Raw genomic sequence first — 16,262 nt, 5'->3', positions numbered from 1 at the left:
CTACACGGGCCCTGCACTGCTCTCAGCGGGCTTCCGGCCTTCGCGCATCCGCTGAAACACCACGTAGAGCATCGGAATGATGAAGATGCCGAACACGGATGCGAAGAGCATACCGGCCAACACCGGAATGCCGACGGCAATCATGCTGTCCGCGCCAGGGCCCGTTGCAATGACGAGTGGGATGAGACCCATGATGAAGGCGATGCTGGTCATCATGACAGGCCTGAACCGGAGGCGGGCTCCATCCACCGCGGATTCGAGGAGCGTGTCACCGGCGGCGCGCCTCTCGATCGAGAACGCCACGATCAGAATGGCGTTCTTCGCCGCAAGCGCGATCAGCACGACGATACCGATCTGCACATAGAGCGTAAAGCTCTCGCCTAGCACCCAGAGCGTTCCCACAGCGCCCATGATCGACACGAGCACCGACAGCAGAACCGGGATCGGAATGTTCCAGCTTTCATAGAGCGCCACGAGGAAGAGGTAGGCGAACAACAGTGCGAGGCCGATGACAATTGGCGTCTGGCCCGCTGACTGGATCTGCTCCAGCGCCTGACCGGTCCATTCGTAGGCGTAGCCCGCGGGGAGCGTTGTCTTGGAAACATCTTCCATTGCCACGATGGCCTCGCTCGGTCCGCGTCCTGGGCCGGGCGAGCCGTTGATCGCGACGGCTCGATAGTTGTTGTAGCGGGTGAGCGTTCGCGGACCGACTTCGAGACGGGTGGTTGCGATGCTCGAGAGAGGTGTCATCTCTCCCGCCCCGTTCTTGACGTAGATTCCGGAGATGTCGTTGACCGAACCACGGAAGGCTTGTTCCGCCTGCATCTGGACGGTCCAGGTGCGGCCGAAAAGGTTGAAGTCGTTCACGTAGTATCCGCCGAGCGTCGCCTGCAGCGCCGTGAAGACATCGGACAGATTGATGTTAAGGGCGCGCGTCTTGTCCCGATCGATTTCGAGACGGATCTGTGGAGTTTCGGCCTCGAAGGTCGAGAACACGCCGGACAGCTCCGGCCGCTGATTGGCCGCCACGATGAGGCCGCGCATGACGGCCGCCATTTCGGATGCTTCCTGACCGCGCAAGCCTTCCAGCATGAACTCGAACCCGCCAACCTGGCCGATACCCGAAATAGCCGGCGGGTTGAGCGGGATGAAGCTGCCATCGGGGATCGCCGCCAGAGCACCGTAGAGGCGACGAACCACGCTCGTCGAATGCATGTCGCGCGCCGTGCGGACGTCGTACGGTTTGAGACGCACGAACATCACGCCGGCATTCGAGGCCGCGCCGCCGCCGAGGAAGTCGAGTCCGAGAACGGTCGTCACTGCGTCGACGGCAGGCTCGTTACGGATGATCTCCTCAGCCTTGCGCGCGGCATCGGATGTTCTGTTCAGCGATGCACCGGCAGGCAAGTTCACAACCGTCAGGATAAAGCCTTTGTCCTCGTCGGGAAGGAATCCCGACGGCGTACGGGCGAATACAAAGTAGGTGATGCCGGCGATGACGACCAACGCGAGAAGGCTCATGGACGCGTAGGTCACCAAACGCCGCACGATTGCGGCGTAACCTTCCGCGACGCCGTCGATCCCCTTCGTGATTTTGCCCATGATGCCGGTTGGATGGCCGGGCTTGAGCAGCACCGCGCAGAGCGCGGGCGTCAACGTCAGGGCGTTGATGGCCGAGATCACCATGGCCGCCGAAATGGTGACGGCGAATTGACGGAACAGCACGCCGGACGATCCGGGAAGAAACGCAATCGGCACGAAGACCGAGAGCAGAACCAGCGTGATGGCGATAACGGGTCCGGCGATTTCCGTCATCGCCTTGTGCGTCGCTTCCGCCGGAGTGAGGTTGGGCTCCTCGTGCATGACGCGCTCGACGTTCTCGACGACGATGATGGCGTCGTCGACCACAATGCCGATGGCGAGCACGAGCGCAAGCAGCGAGATGGTATTCGCCGAATAACCAAGTGCCAGCAGCACAGCGAAGGCGCCTATAATCGCCACGGGCACCGCGATGAGCGGGATGAACGTCGGCCGGAAGCGGCCCAGGAACACGAAAACCACGATCGCGACCAGGGCAAAGGCCTCGAACAGTGTGTGGATGACCTTCTCGATCATCGCATCCACGAACTCTGCCGTGTTGTACACGTAGGCGAATTCAACGCCCTCGGGAAAGCGGCTTCTCAGCTCTTCCAGCCGCTTCGAGACCGCTTCGGCGACACTGACGGCGTTGGCGCCGGGCGACAGGTAGACACCAATCGGAGCTGCGGGCTTACCTTCGTAGCGCGCCTCCGAGTCGAAGGTTTCGGCCGACAACTCCACGCGGGCGACATCCTTCACCCGAACGAACGAGCCGTCACCGCTTGCGCGTACGATGATGTCTCCGAATTCCTCGGCCGTGACCAAACGGCCCTTGGTCGTCACGGTGAGCTGGAGGCGCTGATCCACCGAGAGCGGCGCGGCACCGATGCGTCCGGCGGCAGCCTGCACGTTCTGCGACTGGATCGCGGCGATCACATCCTGGGCCGAAAGCCCAAAGTTGCCGAGCTTCGTTGGATCGAGCCAGATGCGCATCGCATAGTCGCGGGCGCCGAAGATCGAGGCGTCGCCGACACCCGGCACGCGCTTGATCTCGTCGAGCACGTTGATCGTTACGAAGTTGGACAGGAAGAGCTGATCCTTGTCGCCCTTGGGCGAGTAGAACAGGAACACCTGCAATAGATCGGTCGAACGCTTGGCGATGGTAAGGCCGGTGCGACGCACTTCCTCGGGCAGCTTGGCGGTCGCGAGGTTGGCGCGGTTCTGGACGTTAACGGTATCGATGTCGGGGTCGGTGCCGAGCAGAAACGAAACGGTCAGCGAATAGGAGCCATCGTTGGCCGAGGTCGACCGCATGTACCGCATGCCCGAGACGCCGTTGATGGCGTTCTCCAGCGGCTGGGCGATACTTTCCTCGACGGTCTTTGCGTCGGCACCGGCATAGGATGCGCTGACGCTGACCGTCGGCGGAGCGATCTCTGGGTACTGCGCGACCGGTATGACCGTAATGGCAATCAAGCCCGCCAGGGTCATCACGATCGAGATCACCATTGCGAGCCGCGGACGGCGAATGAACGTATCAAAGATCATGGTGTTGCCGGAGATGTCGAGGTGAGGGTATCGGTGGCGACTTGCGCGTCGACGGCAATGCCGGGTCGCACTTTCTGCTGACCGCTCACGATCACACGATCGCCTTCCTTGAGGCCTTCCTGGACAATGATCTCCGGCCCCCGCTGATCGCCCAGCTTGACGCGTCTTTGCTCGACCTTGTTGTCCTTGTCGACGACGAGAACATAGGCGCCTTGCTGGTCGAGGATGACAGCCGATTGCGAGATGACGAGCCTTTCCTCGGGCTCCCTCGCCTCAACCTGCACGCCCACGATCTGCTGATCGACGAGCAGGCGCTTCGGGTTGGGAAACGTCGCCCTGACGGTCACGGTATCGGTCTGCGGATTGGTCTCAACGTCCGAGAAGGCAATCGTACCATCCTGGTCATACATGGTTCCGTCCGGCAGCTTCAGGCGGACGACGACGCTTTCCTTCGAAACGCCCTCGCGGCGCACTTGCAGGAAAATCCGCTGAGGAACCGGGAAGGCCACGTAAATGGGATCCTGCCGAACGATCGTTACGAGCGGGTCGCTGCTCGGTCCGACATACTCGCCAACGGAATAAGTGGCGCGTCCAGCTGCGCCAGCTAGCGGTGAGCGGATTTCGGTGTAGCCCAGATTGAGCTTGGCCGTTTGGACGTTGGCTTCCTGTGCCTTGATGGCAGCCTTTGCCTGATCCAGCTGGGAAACGGCTTGATCCAAGGCAGCCTGAGAAGAGGTGCCCCGCTCTGCGAGCGGCTTTGTGCGATTGTAGGTCGCCTCGGCAAGCTCGAGTGCCGCCTGCGCATTTGCGTGATTTGCTTCCGCCAGCGCCAGCGCTGCCTCATAGGGCTCTTTTTCGAGCTGGAACAGGAGCTGGCCTTCGTCGACCTCCGTTCCCTCTTCGAAGCCGCGCTTCTTGATGAAGCCCGCTACGCGTGCGCGGATGGTCACCTTGTCGATCGCCTGGACCCGTCCGGTGAAGACCGATTGATCGGCAACATTGCGTTTGCGCGCGAGCTCGACGATGACGCTCGGCGGCGGCGCAGCCCCGGCGGGGGCTTGTGCATGTGTGGGAGACGCGAGGCTGGCAGCCAACCACATTGGGAGGGCGAGCCTACCAAGCCGCCAAGGAATCAGGCTGTCGAGTCGCAAGCGGAGATCTCTCATGAGGCTGTCATCAGGCTTCTGAAAAACATGTCAAAATTCGACGAACGCCCATTGTGCATTTGCTCGGGCACGAAGCAAGCGACAGTGTCATCGCCTTGATGACCGGGCACGGAGCAATGGCGGAGCAAGCCCTTGCAGTCTCGCGTCGGACGTTGGGTGGAACCCAGCGCAGTTGAGACCGTGTTGGCGTTCCGCGATAGATCAGCTTGCTGGAACACGCTAAATTTGAGCGCGTTCTCGGACTACCCGGAGACGCATTCCTTCCTCTGGAGGGTAAAACAGGAGCCTCGGACATGCATCGTAAAATCGTTGCACTCGCCTTCCTCGCCACTTCTTTTTACTGCGGCGGCGCGCTGGCGGATGGGCGTCACCCCAATGCGGACGAACGCACGGCAATAGAAAGTGCGCTCAAGGCAGCGGGCTATGCGAGCTGGGGCAAAATCGAGCTCGACGACAAGGGGCACTGGGACGTTGACGATGCGGTCGGCTCCGACGGCAAGAAGTATGAACTTGATCTCGCGGCTTCTGATCTCAAGATCATCAAAAAGGAGCTGGACAACGACTAGCGCATCTGCGCTCTGGCGCCAGCACCTTGAGCACAGTTGTCTTCGCTCATTTGGCAATGGCAATGCCCGGCGGCGCGCCTACAGTAGCGGCGTCGCCGAATTGCCGCGCTCACCCCAAACCACGAAACGAAAAACGTAATGACAAATGAAGGGTCTCAGTTCCCGTCAGCGTCGGCGGCCCAGGACCACAGTCTCGATGGAAGGCCGGTTCTGAAAGTCGGCTTCCTCGCACCGCTGACAGGCAAGCTCAAGTCCTGGGCGGAGCCTGGCCTCAATGGCAGCATGATCTGGTGCGACCGCGTCAATGCGTCCGGCGGCATCAAGGTGGGGATGCGCCGCTACACGGTCGAGATCGTTTCGTTCGACACCAAATACGACCCCGACCTCGCGCTCGCCGGCGTGCGTCAGTTGATCAACGAGGATGGGGTGAAACTCATCCTGATGATCGGCGGCAACGATCTGACCGAGCGGGTGCGGGAGATCATCAACAAGCATCGCATGCTGGTCACGACCACGTTGCCGAGCGACCTCTCCCCCGACACGCCGACGCTGGTTGCGCCAAGCGAGGTCCATCCGATTTACAATGTGACGGGCGTCGATTGGCTCAAGCGGCAGCATCCGGAACTCAAAACGGCGGCCATCTGCGCGCAGGACGACTTGCATGGACTTCCCTCCATCGCGACGTATCGCGCTGCTTTCGAAGTCGCCGGGATCAATCTCGTCGAAGAGCACCTCTTCCCCGCAAGCACGACGGATTTCGGACCGATCGTCGACAAGCTGCTGGCCAAGAACCCCGACATCCTCTGCTGGGACACCTGCTATCAGCCGTTCCTGCACGCGCTGACGCGCGAAGCGTTCCGGAGAGGGTTCAAAGGCCGGCTTATCTCCTGCACCTGTGACAACTACGAGGAGCTCGTCGCACACACCAGCGTTGAGTTCATGGAGGGCTTTGTCTTCCAATTCCCCGATTTCGACGACCCGCGCCTCAACGACTCTCAGGTCAACTTCGAAGATCCGACCGCGTTCTACTCCGAGTTTTGCGGGCGCTATCCAAACAATTGGAGCGCGGTGTCGTGGGAATACGCATCCTCACTCGAGCTCTGGAAGAATGCCGTTCAGCGTGCGCGCACCTTCGAGCCCTTTCCCGTACTAGCCATGATGAAATTCGGCGGCGTCGGCCATCACGCATTCGGAGAGGCCTTCTGGTGGGGGCGGGAGCTGTTCGGGATCGACAACGCCCTTGTCGGTGACTGGCCAGTGGTCGTGATCAAGAATGGACGCGCGCGAATTCAAGAATTCGCGTCCATTCCTGCGTGGTGGAACAAGCACAAACAGGTTCTGCTCCGGCACATGCGAGAGATGAACCTGATGTGGGACCAGCGTCAAGGCGCGCCCATCCGGCTGGCCCTGGAGTTCACGACAGACTAACCCCCGACAGAGCCGCGGCCAGCACCTCAGGGCGAAGCGTGATGCATACCTTCCTGGGCGCTCGACAGGTAAAGCCTCATGCATTCGACGGCGGTATCGACATCCCGGCGCTCCAGCGCCGCGAACAGCGAGCGCAAGCCACGCTGAGCTTCGCGAATACGCGCCGGCGTGAGGGCCCGCCTCTTAATTGCACACCACTGGGGCTGTCGACGGACTTCGTGCAGCACGCGATACATGCAGACGATCGGCGAATTGTGGGTCCCCTCGCAGATTGTCATCATGAACTGCTTCTCAAGAAGAGCGAACTGCTCCGCGTCGGCGACAATGCTATCGAGCCGCTCGAGCTGTGACCTGAGCTTCGCCAGATCGCGAATGGACATATAGACGGTCGCGAGCCGAACGATCTCCGGCTCGAGGATCGATTCCGCGATGTTCATTTCGAAGGGCGAGACGGTCTCGGCAATGGCCGCGACGTTGATGTAGCCGGACGACTCGCTTGGGCTCCGCTTCGCGGTGCGATGAGCCACGAAGGTTCCGCCACCCGGCCTCCGGGCAAGCGTTCCATAGGAAACCAGAAAGTCCAGCGCCTGGCGAACCGCATTGCGCGTTTCCCCAAATCCGGCCGCGAGTTCACGTTCCGCAGGAATGCGCGTGCCGAACGGATACTCGCCCGTGACGATGCGCTCGAAAACCCGGGTTGCGATCGTTTTCACCGATTGCCTGACGATGGGGTGAGGGGAAGCTTCCTTTTCCCAAGGCGGCGTGTCCGCGGATTCACCCGCTATTTCTTCAACCGTTTCCATTCAGCGGCCTGTCCTACTGGCTGAATCGTTCCCTTCTGTGCGCCCGTGGCGCGTGTCGCCTGGCTCAAACGAGCGTTGTTGGCGGGCAAACCGACCCTAGCAGCAGCTGAAAACTACTTCAACCATATCCAACCATTTTTGGCCAATAGTTGGTTTTTGCGGCTATTTCGTCGCATTTTTCAGTGAGGGTGGCTCCTTTTTATTCCGCGTCGCAGCATTTTTGATGCGACGCGGAATGAAAAAGTTTCCTTACAGTCAATAATTTCGCTTGCGCGCTATGTCGCATGATCTAAATTCAGCCGTCCGCGGCTATTTATGGTCATTTTTGGGCTATTTGTGGTTGATTTTGGTTGAACAAGCTCACCACGCACATTTCGGTTTCCCAAGCTCAAGGCCAGCATCCGAGGGCGCACAAAAAAGAAAACGACTTAATGACAATTGGGGAAAACGCACATGAGTTCGGAGGCACTTTCTAGTTCCGCCTTAGGGCACTCAAGTTCAAAAGAGCTCGTAAGAGCCATTGATTGGACCGGCGCATTCTGGGTCGCGAGTGGCGTCCCCGCATTGGTCCTATTTTCTATCGGCGGCATTGCAGGCACGGCAGGCAAGGTCGCGTTTCTTGTCTGGATCTGCTCAATGATCATGGGCTTCATCCAGTCCTTCACATACGCCGAGATCGCGGGGCTGTTTCCCAGCAAGTCCGGCGGCGCGTCGGTCTACGGCGCGGCGGCCTGGGTTCGGTATTCCAAAATCATCGCGCCGCTGTCGGTGTGGTGCAATTGGGTCGCTTGGTCACCCGTTCTGTCTCTCGGCTGCTCCATCGCTGCCGCTTACATCCTGAACGCACTCACCCCTATCCCTGCGGCTGACCATCCGGAAGTCCTGGCCTGGATCAAGGCTCATGCCAGCACGATCACGGCTGACAGCCCACGCGTTGCCGAGTGGCTGGCCGCGAACGCCGGCAAGGGCGCAAGCGATGCCGTCTCCGCACTGCTATCGGCCGATGCGGTTGCGGCGCTGACGCCGGCCATTCGTAGCTGGTCGCTTCATACCGGAACGCTTGGACCGGTCTCGTACTCGCTCAACGCGGCGTTCTTCATCGGCGCGGCACTGATGCTCCTCACCTTCGCCATCCAGCACCGGGGCATCCTCGGCACCGCTAACGTGCAGAAGTTCATCGGCCTGCTCGTCATCATTCCGATGTTGATCGTCGGCATCGTGCCGATCCTTACGGGGCAGATCGAGTGGTCGAACTATACGCCGCTCGCGCCTCTCAAGGCGGCATACGTCCCGGAAATGGGTGAATGGAATGTCGGCGGCTGGACACTCGTTCTCGGCGGCATGTTCATCGCGGCGTGGTCGACCTACGCGTTCGAAACCGCCATCTGCTACACGAGCGAATTCAAGAACCCGAAGACGGACACGTTCAAGGCCATTCTCTTCTCGGGTCTGCTCTGTCTCGTACTGTTCTCGCTCGTTCCGTTCGCCTTCCAGGGCGTGCTCGGCCTCGACGGCATGCTTGCCACGCCAATCGTGGACGGCTCCGGTGTAGCCGAGGCTATGGGCAACATGATCAGCGGCGGCACGAGCGGCTGGCTGACGAACGCATTCGTCATGCTCATGATCCTAGCGCTCATGCTGTCGATCATGACTGCCATGGCGGGCTCTTCGCGGACGCTCTACCAAGGTTCATACGACGGCTGGCTGCCCAAGTACTTGAGCCACGTCAACGAGCACGGCGCTCCGACGCGCGCCATGTGGACTGACCTGATCGTCAACCTCGTCGTACTGGCGATTGCCTGCGCCGACGCCACCAGCTTCTTCTTCATCCTGGCGGTGTCGAACGTCGGCTACATCATCTTCAACTTCCTCAACCTCAACTCCGGTTGGATTCATCGCATCGACAACGCCGAAGCCGTCCGCCCGTGGCGCGCACCCACTTGGCTCATGGGCCTCGGCGTCATGTTCGCCTACGTCAACGCGATGTTCCTCGGAGCTGGCGCCAAAGTGTGGAACCCCCAAGCCCTTTGGGCCGGGTTGATCACGGCCGCGATGATCGTGCCGGTGTTCTGGTTCCGTCACTACGTCCAGGATGGCGGCAAGTTCCCCGAGCACATGTTCAAGGATCTCGGCCTGACCACCGCCGAGGTGAAGAACAGGCGTGCGGGCATCCTGCCGTACATCGCGCTTATCGCAGGCGCCACCATCGTTCTGGTCTCCAACTGGTTCTTCCAACTCCCCGGCTAGTCGGCGTCGTGGAGCTGTAAACCAGGAGACCGAATCCCCCGGGGGCCCCTGTTCCCCTCCGCCCCCGGGGGAAACCAACGATCCAAACACAAACAAGCGAATGGGCAATTGGACATGCTTGTGAGCGATATCAAAAGCAGACCCATATATCCGGGTCTCGAGCCCGATCTTTACGCACTCTCGAACCTCATTGTCTGCGATCGGGCCGGCGCGGAAGCCGTTTCCGACATGATGAGGCGCGCCGATGCGCGCTTCGCGGAACGATCGGCCATTTTGATCTGTGCCGAAGATTTCGATCAGTGGAAGGCCATCGATGAAGCCATTCAAGGCTTCAAGCCGGCGGTCGCCACGACATTCCCAAGTCTCAACGACACGATTCTCGAACTGGACGCGCTCCTGGGCGGAGCCAAGATGGGCGTTTGCGTCTATGCGGCGGGGAGCGAACCTCTCATCGGATCTGTGGTCCAAACCGCGATGCGGCACCACATCGATCATCGTTCGGTGCGGACGGAGCATCGGGGCTCGCTCAAGCGGCGCGTGCAGTGCGTGCACTGCAAGGCTTTGACCGAGAACGTCACCACCAATCCCGTGAAATGCAGCGGCTGCGGTCTCATGCTGCTCGTTCGCGATCACTATTCGCGCCGCTTCGCAGCGTTTCAAGGCGTCTGCATCGACGCCGAAGTTCCAGGAGAAATCCCCGAACAGAAGGCAGAATTCCTATGACCTCATCCTCAACGCGACGCGTGCGCGTCGTTGAAGTCGAACCCGTCGCCGACCGCATCAAGCGCTTCCGCTTCGTCGATGTTTCCGGAGAGAAGCTGCCGACGTTTTCTGGCGGTTCGCATGTCGTGGTGACCATGCGCGCTCCCGACGGGCATCTCTGGCGGAACCCCTATTCTCTTATGGGCTCGCCGGCTGATGCGAGCAGCTATCAGATCAGCGTTTGCCGCGCCGACGATTCCCGCGGCGGCTCCGACTACATGCACGACAACGTGCGTGTAGGCAGCGAACTCGACGTGACAAATCCGATCAACCTGTTTTCCATCGCGCGCAAGGCCCGTAAGCACCTTCTGATTGCGGGCGGCATCGGCATCACGCCCTTCATGTCAATGATGCACGAACTCGCCGCCGCAAACGCGAACTTCGAGCTGCACTACAAGGTGCGATCGCAAACGCGCGGCGCTTTCTGCAATGACCTCGTGCGCCAGTACGGATCGCGCGTGCACACCTACCGGTCCGATGCCGGGCACGCGCTCCCCCTCGGTACACTGCTCCGCGATCAACCCGTCGGCACGCACCTCTACGTCTGCGGTCCCCAAGCGATGATCGACTGGGCGCTGGAGTCTGGGCGCGCCGCCGGATGGCCTCACGAGAACCTGCATTCGGAGCACTTCAGCGCACCACGGCCGGGTAGCCCGTTCACCGTGAAACTCGCCCGTTCCGAATGCGAGATCCAGGTCGGTCCGCAGCAGAGCATTCTCGAAGCGCTCGAACAGAACGGCATTGACCCGCCTTCCCTATGCCGCGGCGGCGCGTGCGGCCAATGCGAAACCCGCGTGCTCGCACGGACCGGCGCATTGCAACACAACGATCACTACCTGACCGAGGAGGAGAAGCTCGGCGGCGAGAAGATCATGATCTGCGTGTCTCGCACAGCGGGCAACTGCCTCACGCTGGATCTTTGAGAACCTAACGAGAATTTGGAGAAACCCCATGAACTTGGTTTTCAAGAATGAGACGTTTCGAGACGATTTTACGTTCTCGAACAGTCCGGCCGCCATCCGGCGCTTTCCCTTTCCGTTCCACGAAGACAAGTACATGTACTCGGTGAACATCGAGCCACATGTGCCGGGGCCGAAGGGTTCCCCTTTTGAGTTCCCCATCGACATCGATGAGCACTACGTGTCCGAGATGGCCGACCGCGCCAAGGTCCTCGAGCAGGACCCCAAGCGCTGTCAGGCGCTCCCGCACATGATGACCGCGCAGTGGGACATGCTCGAGCTGCTGATGACGTCGATGGCCGCGAGCTATCCTGAGCATTTCACGCTCAACCGCGACGGCGACCGCTGGCACTGGATCAACCGGCCGCTCAAGATCGAGCAGAAGTTCGTCTTCGGCGACGCCAGCACTTTGCCTGTCGGGCCGATGGAATTCATCGGCCGCCAGTGCCAGGGCGATTTCTCGCTGCAAGATCAGCGTGACAACCAGCTCTGGATGGACGCCGGCATCATCACGACGCAGGCCGACTGGTCGCTCGATTTCGACGTCGGCATGAATTTCACGGAGTGGCACGGACCGGTTCCGCTCGCTCACCAAGCGCGCGTTTTCGAGCGTGCGCTGAAGTTCCTGCTCAACCTGCAGAACGGCCATCCTGTGCGCCGACTGAACTGGACGATGACGATCAATCCGCGGCTCGATACGAGTCCGGAGAACTTCCACAAGTGGGGCTCCGACCGCATGACGGTGACGCCTGAGAACGTCGGCGACAAGGTACACCTGCGCGTCGAGTTGCAAGGACTTTGGCGCCTACCCCGCTCGAACGCGGTCCTTTTCTCGATCCGTTGCTACCTCATCAAGCTGCGGGAACTCGTCACGGTTCCGAAGTGGGGCCGCCGCCTCCCTCGGGTGCTGCAATCGCTTCCGCCGGAGCTGATCGACTACAAGGGCATCACCCGTTACCGCGACACCACTCTCGAGTGGCTGTCGAAGTACGACGACGGCGCGCCAACTTCACCCGGCACCCTGCCCGACTGATTTCAAGCGACAGCCTATTCCAACTTCGTAGCCCTAATCTGGAGACACGCCAATGACTGCCGCTCAGTATCAACGTCAATCGGTCCTCAACGACCGCCATACCGCACTCGGATCGGATCTCTCGAGCGCATGGAACGACATGCCGATCCCGCAGAACTACGCGACCAACCCGTACGACGAGGTCGCCGCAACGCGCCACAAGGCCGGTCTCATCGAAGTGACTGCGCTCAAGATCGTCAACGTGTCGGGCCCGCAGGCAACCGAATTCCTGAACTACCTGCTGACCACCGACATCTCAAAGATCTCGGCTGGCGACTCCCACATTTCGAACATCGTGAACGATCAAGGCGGACTGATCGACGACGTGCTCGTCTACTGCGATGGCCCGAACCAGTTCCGCGTCTCCCACGGCGGTGGCGCGTTCGAAGAAGCTGTCGCCGAGTTCGCCGGCAAGTTCAAAGTCACCGCTGCGCGCGACAACGACATCCACATTCTTTCTCTGCAAGGACCGGTTGCGCTCGAGGTTCTTTCCGCTCATACCCCCGCTGATCTGAGCAAGATCGGATACTTCAAGCACCAGAAGGCGACGCTGTTCGGGCGCGACGTTTCCATCGCCCGCGGCGGCTATTCGGGTGAGCGCGGATATGAGGTGTTCTGCTCGAGCACGGATGCGCCTTTCCTGTGGGACTCGATCCTGAATGCTGGAAAGGCGAATGGCGTGATTCCGGTCTCGTGGACCTGCCTTGACACCGTGCGCGTCGAAGCGGGGCTTCTCTTCTTCCCCTTCGACATGCCGCACAAGGACACGACGCCGTGGGAAGTGCGGGCTGACTGGACCGTCGATCTGAATAAGGCCGACTTCCGCGGCAAGGCCGCTTTGGCCGCGAGCAAGGGCAAGGAGCGCTCGTTCATCACCGGGCTCGAAGTCGATACGTCCGATGCCGTCACGCCGGGTGCCAAGGTGCTCGTAGGCGGCAAGGAAGTCGGCGTCGTGACGAGCACGGCCTACAGTCAACATCTGATGAAGTCGCTCGCGTTGGCCCAGATCGCTCCTTCGCATACCGCGTTGGGCACGGCCGTCGAAATCAACGACGGTGGAAAGGTTCTGAAGGGCACTGTCGTCCGGATGCCGTTCTACGATCCGCTCAGACTTCGCACCCACCCCCAGGCCTAAGCACTCCCTTCCTCCTCCCAGGAGTGCACCTTGCCGGGAGCTTTTTGCTCCCGGCTTTTTTGTGGCCGATGCGATGCCCGACCGAGATGCGTCAGAGTTTTGCGTAAGCCTCGATCTCCACCTTCTGCCACGGGCGCAACATCGACGTGACCTGCACCAATGTGCTGGCCGGGCGGACGTCGTCGAAAGATTCGAGATGCGCACGGGCAACATCGTCCGCATCGTTGATGTCACGCACATAAACGACCGTGCGCACGACATCCTGGAGATTAGCTCCGGCTTCATTCAAAGCCTTTTCGATGATCGCGAGCGCGGCACGCGCCTGCGCGTAGGCGTCGCTCTTCTCATGCCCGGCGGGCGCGCAGGTGCCGGAGACATGGACGTCGTTGCCCGCGCGAACGGCTCGCGAATAGCCGAAAATGCCCTCGTAGGCACCGCCTGAGGAAATGTTGGTGCGATCCACAATGGTCGGCTTCGGCATTCGAATGGTCTCCCTTCAGGGTTTTCGTTGATCAGAGTTTCGTGGCGTCGCGGAAGCGGTACCAGGTCTCGACGACTGGTACGGCGCGCTTGGCAATCGGGTGTACAGGGAAGCTCGGGAAAGCGAGGTCGTCGAAGGCCGTCTTGCCGTCCCGATGTCCGATGACTTGAAGGGCAATCTTGTGCCCGAAGTAGGTGGCTCGCGAGACGCCCGTGCCGCAGTAGCCGATGGCGTAGTGCAGACCCATCGCGGTGCGGCCGAGATGGGGAACCTCATCGTATGTGTATCCGATCATGCCATCCCATCCGTGCGTGACCGGTACGTCTGCCAAATCCGGAAAGACATGGAGCATGTCTCGCGCGAGGTGGCGGAACGCAAGTGGCGAGGTGTTGTTGGCGATACGCCCAACGCGCCCTCCCCAGATGACGCGACGCTCTCCCGGTGCCGCGCGGAAATAGTAGAATACGCGATTGGTGTTTCCGTAGACGCGGTTCTTCGGCATCAGGCGGGAGAATGTCGCCTCGGGTATTTCACCCGTTGCGATGAGGCCCGATCCGATCGGAACGATACGGCGGCCGAGCTCCGGCACCAGACCGTCCGTATATCCGTTCGTTGCGATAATGACGTCGTTGCACGCCACCGTGCCCCGCGGCGTCTTGACGGTGAAGCCAGCGCCTGTCGAGACGATGGCTTCGGCAGCCGCGTTGCCGGCAACCTGCCCTCCGAGTTCCTCGATCCGGCTTGCGAGACCGGCATGATAGAGTGCCGGATGTAACGATGCGTCTCCAGGAAGAACCGAGCCGCCGTAGAATGCGTCCGATCCAATCTCGCTGTGCTGCTCCGCGCGCGGCACCATGAAGCTCTCGACGCCGGCAATTTCGCGAAGATCGTCCATGTCGCGTGCCATGGCATCGTAGTGCTCGGGCCTGACTGCGGCCCGAAAGCGGCCGCAGCGGCGAAAGTGGCAGTCGATCTTTTCTGTCGAAACGAGTTGCTCGATGTAGTCGAGCATGCGAACGCCCTCGCGCAGCATCGCCTCGGCCTTCTTGCGTCCTCGCAACTCGATCAGGCGTTTGACGCGGAATTTCTGATTACCACTGCCGATCTGTCCGCCGTTGCGCGTGCTTGCGCCGAAACCCGGCACGTTGCGCTCCAGGACCAGTGCCGAGCGGCCATTGCGGAGCAAAGTGAGGGCAGCGGACAGGCCTGTGAATCCGGATCCTACAATCACGACATCTGCCGTCTGCGGCAGTGCGGCGGAGGAGCCTTGCCGGCGCGGAGCGGCGTCCCACCAATAGGGTTGATATGAGAGACCTGTTGTCTTGGCGCGGCCCTCCGCGAGCTGCGAGGCCATTGAGAGGCCCTCCTCGTTCTTTGTCACGCCCTCTTCCTTCTCGACGGGATTTCGCGCCTCACGGCCCGAGTCCATGTTTCATTCCATACAAACAAGTTGCATGACATGCAAGTTTGTTGTAGGCAATTCTTGCAAGCAACCGCAGCAATCAGATGACGACAATTGCCGTCGTCTGCATCCGACAGGATGACAATCGTTGCGGTCCTCGCGATTGGATGCCTCGTCCATGACACGGGAGCTTACCCGACTGTCTCGTTTGTCGTGAACCGAGCTTCAGTTGCACGCGTACTCCCCCGACTTTCCCCGGGAGCGAAAGCTCCCGGCTTTTTTCGGGCGATCCGAAGCGCATCCGCGCGCTATTCCGCATAGATGATGATTGATAAGAATTTTGCGTGGTCGTCGAGCAAGCGCTCCGGCCCGTGCACCACATCACCGGAAAACGTGAAGGCATCGCCCGGCTCCAGCAGATACGTGAACTCACCAAACCGGTATTCCACACGCCCCTGAAGCACATAGATGAACTCGGTGCCCGGGTGGGAGAAGCGTGGATAGGATTGGCTCTTCTTGTCCATCTCGATGAAGAAGGGATCGAACAGCTTCTTCGGGCCTTTGTCGTAGGAGAGCAGCTTGTAGGTGTAGCCGTACTTCGTACCGACGCGCACGACCTCCATCTGCTCGTCGCGCTTGACCAGCTGAGCCGTCCCCTGCTTCCTGTCGATCCGCTTGAATAGATCCGAAAGCCCGATACCGAGCGCAAGGCAAAGGCGCTCCAGCGTGTCGAGGCTCGCCGTTGCCATGCCATTCTCAATACGGCTCAACATGGCGCTGGAAACTCCGGCCCCTGCACTCAAATCCGCGAGGGTGAGGTTGGCCGCCAAGCGGAGCTGCTTGAAGACTTCGCCGATTCGTTTCTCCAGCGGAACGTTCGCCGTGTCGGACGTGGTGTCCGGCTGCACTTGAACTTTCGTCTGATGCTTGGCCTTGTGCCGGGGGCGACGCGCCGGGGCTCTCCGCACTTTCGATCTCACCATGGACCTTCCTTGCTATCATCTTCTGCCAATTGAAACTTCAGAAGCGACATTCCGCAATCCTTCGCCTACTTTTTTCTCTCGCGCGACGCCCTTTCCAGCTCCCCCCGCATGATCTCAATCATTACCTGAGCT

General features: G+C 60.6%; 13 protein-coding genes. 7 read left to right on the top strand and 6 right to left on the bottom strand.

Annotation, left to right across the window (positions count from 1 at the left end):
* Both VHO05_RS04410 and VHO05_RS04405 read right to left on the bottom strand, forming a co-directional pair.
* On the bottom strand, positions 1-3,126 hold the full coding sequence (locus tag VHO05_RS04410; protein ID WP_329645402.1) for a multidrug efflux RND transporter permease subunit: 3,126 nt from the start codon (positions 3,124-3,126) through the stop codon (positions 1-3).
* Positions 3,123-4,226: an efflux RND transporter periplasmic adaptor subunit gene (locus tag VHO05_RS04405; RefSeq protein ID WP_329645401.1), complete on the bottom strand. Its 1,104-nt coding sequence runs from the start codon at positions 4,224-4,226 to the stop codon at positions 3,123-3,125. Before VHO05_RS04405 ends, VHO05_RS04410 begins: the two co-directional genes overlap by 4 nt.
* 359 nt (positions 4,227-4,585) lie before the next feature.
* Between VHO05_RS04405 and VHO05_RS04400 the strand changes: the two genes are divergently transcribed.
* A complete protein-coding gene (locus VHO05_RS04400) occupies positions 4,586-4,858 on the top strand; it encodes a PepSY domain-containing protein (protein ID WP_329645400.1) in 273 nt (90 codons plus the stop codon).
* 138 nt (positions 4,859-4,996) lie between these two features.
* Complete coding sequence (locus VHO05_RS04395) at positions 4,997-6,286, top strand: ABC transporter substrate-binding protein (protein WP_329645399.1); 1,290 nt, start codon at positions 4,997-4,999, stop codon at positions 6,284-6,286.
* 26 nt (positions 6,287-6,312) lie between these two features.
* Here VHO05_RS04395 and VHO05_RS04390 read toward each other — a convergent pair whose 3' ends face one another.
* Positions 6,313-7,089 carry a FadR/GntR family transcriptional regulator gene (locus VHO05_RS04390; protein WP_329645398.1) on the bottom strand — a complete coding sequence of 259 codons (777 nt, stop codon included), beginning with the start codon at positions 7,087-7,089 and terminating at the stop codon, positions 6,313-6,315.
* A gap of 453 nt (positions 7,090-7,542) precedes the next feature.
* On the opposite strand from VHO05_RS04390, the gene VHO05_RS04385 reads away from it, so the two are divergent.
* The 5 genes from VHO05_RS04385 to VHO05_RS04365 all read left to right on the top strand — a co-directional run bounded on the left by VHO05_RS04385 (position 7,543) and on the right by VHO05_RS04365 (position 13,264).
* Positions 7,543-9,336, top strand: a complete 1,794-nt coding sequence (locus VHO05_RS04385) for an APC family permease (protein WP_329645397.1) — start codon at positions 7,543-7,545, stop codon at positions 9,334-9,336.
* A 114-nt stretch (positions 9,337-9,450) separates the two neighbouring features.
* A complete protein-coding gene (locus VHO05_RS04380) occupies positions 9,451-10,059 on the top strand; it encodes a dimethylamine monooxygenase subunit DmmA family protein (protein WP_329645396.1) in 609 nt (202 codons plus the stop codon).
* Positions 10,056-11,021 (top strand): PDR/VanB family oxidoreductase, encoded by a 966-nt coding sequence (locus VHO05_RS04375; RefSeq protein WP_329645395.1) that lies wholly within the window; start codon positions 10,056-10,058, stop codon positions 11,019-11,021. The genes VHO05_RS04380 and VHO05_RS04375 overlap by 4 nt, the downstream gene beginning before the upstream one ends.
* A gap of 28 nt (positions 11,022-11,049) precedes the next feature.
* Positions 11,050-12,090 (top strand): DUF3445 domain-containing protein, encoded by a 1,041-nt coding sequence (locus tag VHO05_RS04370; RefSeq protein ID WP_329645394.1) that lies wholly within the window; start codon positions 11,050-11,052, stop codon positions 12,088-12,090.
* Between the two features lie 52 nt (positions 12,091-12,142).
* Entirely contained in the window at positions 12,143-13,264 is a 1,122-nt protein-coding gene (locus tag VHO05_RS04365; protein ID WP_329645393.1) for an aminomethyltransferase family protein, read from the top strand.
* A gap of 91 nt (positions 13,265-13,355) precedes the next feature.
* Here the strand turns inward: VHO05_RS04365 and VHO05_RS04360 are convergent, their stop codons facing one another.
* The 3 genes from VHO05_RS04360 to VHO05_RS04350 all read right to left on the bottom strand — a co-directional run bounded on the left by VHO05_RS04360 (position 13,356) and on the right by VHO05_RS04350 (position 16,130).
* Positions 13,356-13,745 (bottom strand): Rid family hydrolase, encoded by a 390-nt coding sequence (locus VHO05_RS04360; RefSeq protein WP_329645392.1) that lies wholly within the window; start codon positions 13,743-13,745, stop codon positions 13,356-13,358.
* A 31-nt stretch (positions 13,746-13,776) separates the two neighbouring features.
* Positions 13,777-15,174 carry an FAD-binding oxidoreductase gene (locus VHO05_RS04355; RefSeq protein ID WP_329645391.1) on the bottom strand — a complete coding sequence of 466 codons (1,398 nt, stop codon included), beginning with the start codon at positions 15,172-15,174 and terminating at the stop codon, positions 13,777-13,779.
* A 281-nt stretch (positions 15,175-15,455) separates the two neighbouring features.
* Positions 15,456-16,130: an XRE family transcriptional regulator gene (locus tag VHO05_RS04350; RefSeq protein ID WP_329645390.1), complete on the bottom strand. Its 675-nt coding sequence runs from the start codon at positions 16,128-16,130 to the stop codon at positions 15,456-15,458.
* Positions 16,131-16,262: the final 132 nt, after the last annotated feature.

Origin of the sequence: Hyphomicrobium sp., from assembly GCF_036262015.1 — a bacterium.
Lineage (GTDB): Bacteria > Pseudomonadota > Alphaproteobacteria > Rhizobiales > Hyphomicrobiaceae > Hyphomicrobium_C.
This window is presented reverse-complemented; position numbering and strand designations above follow the sequence as displayed.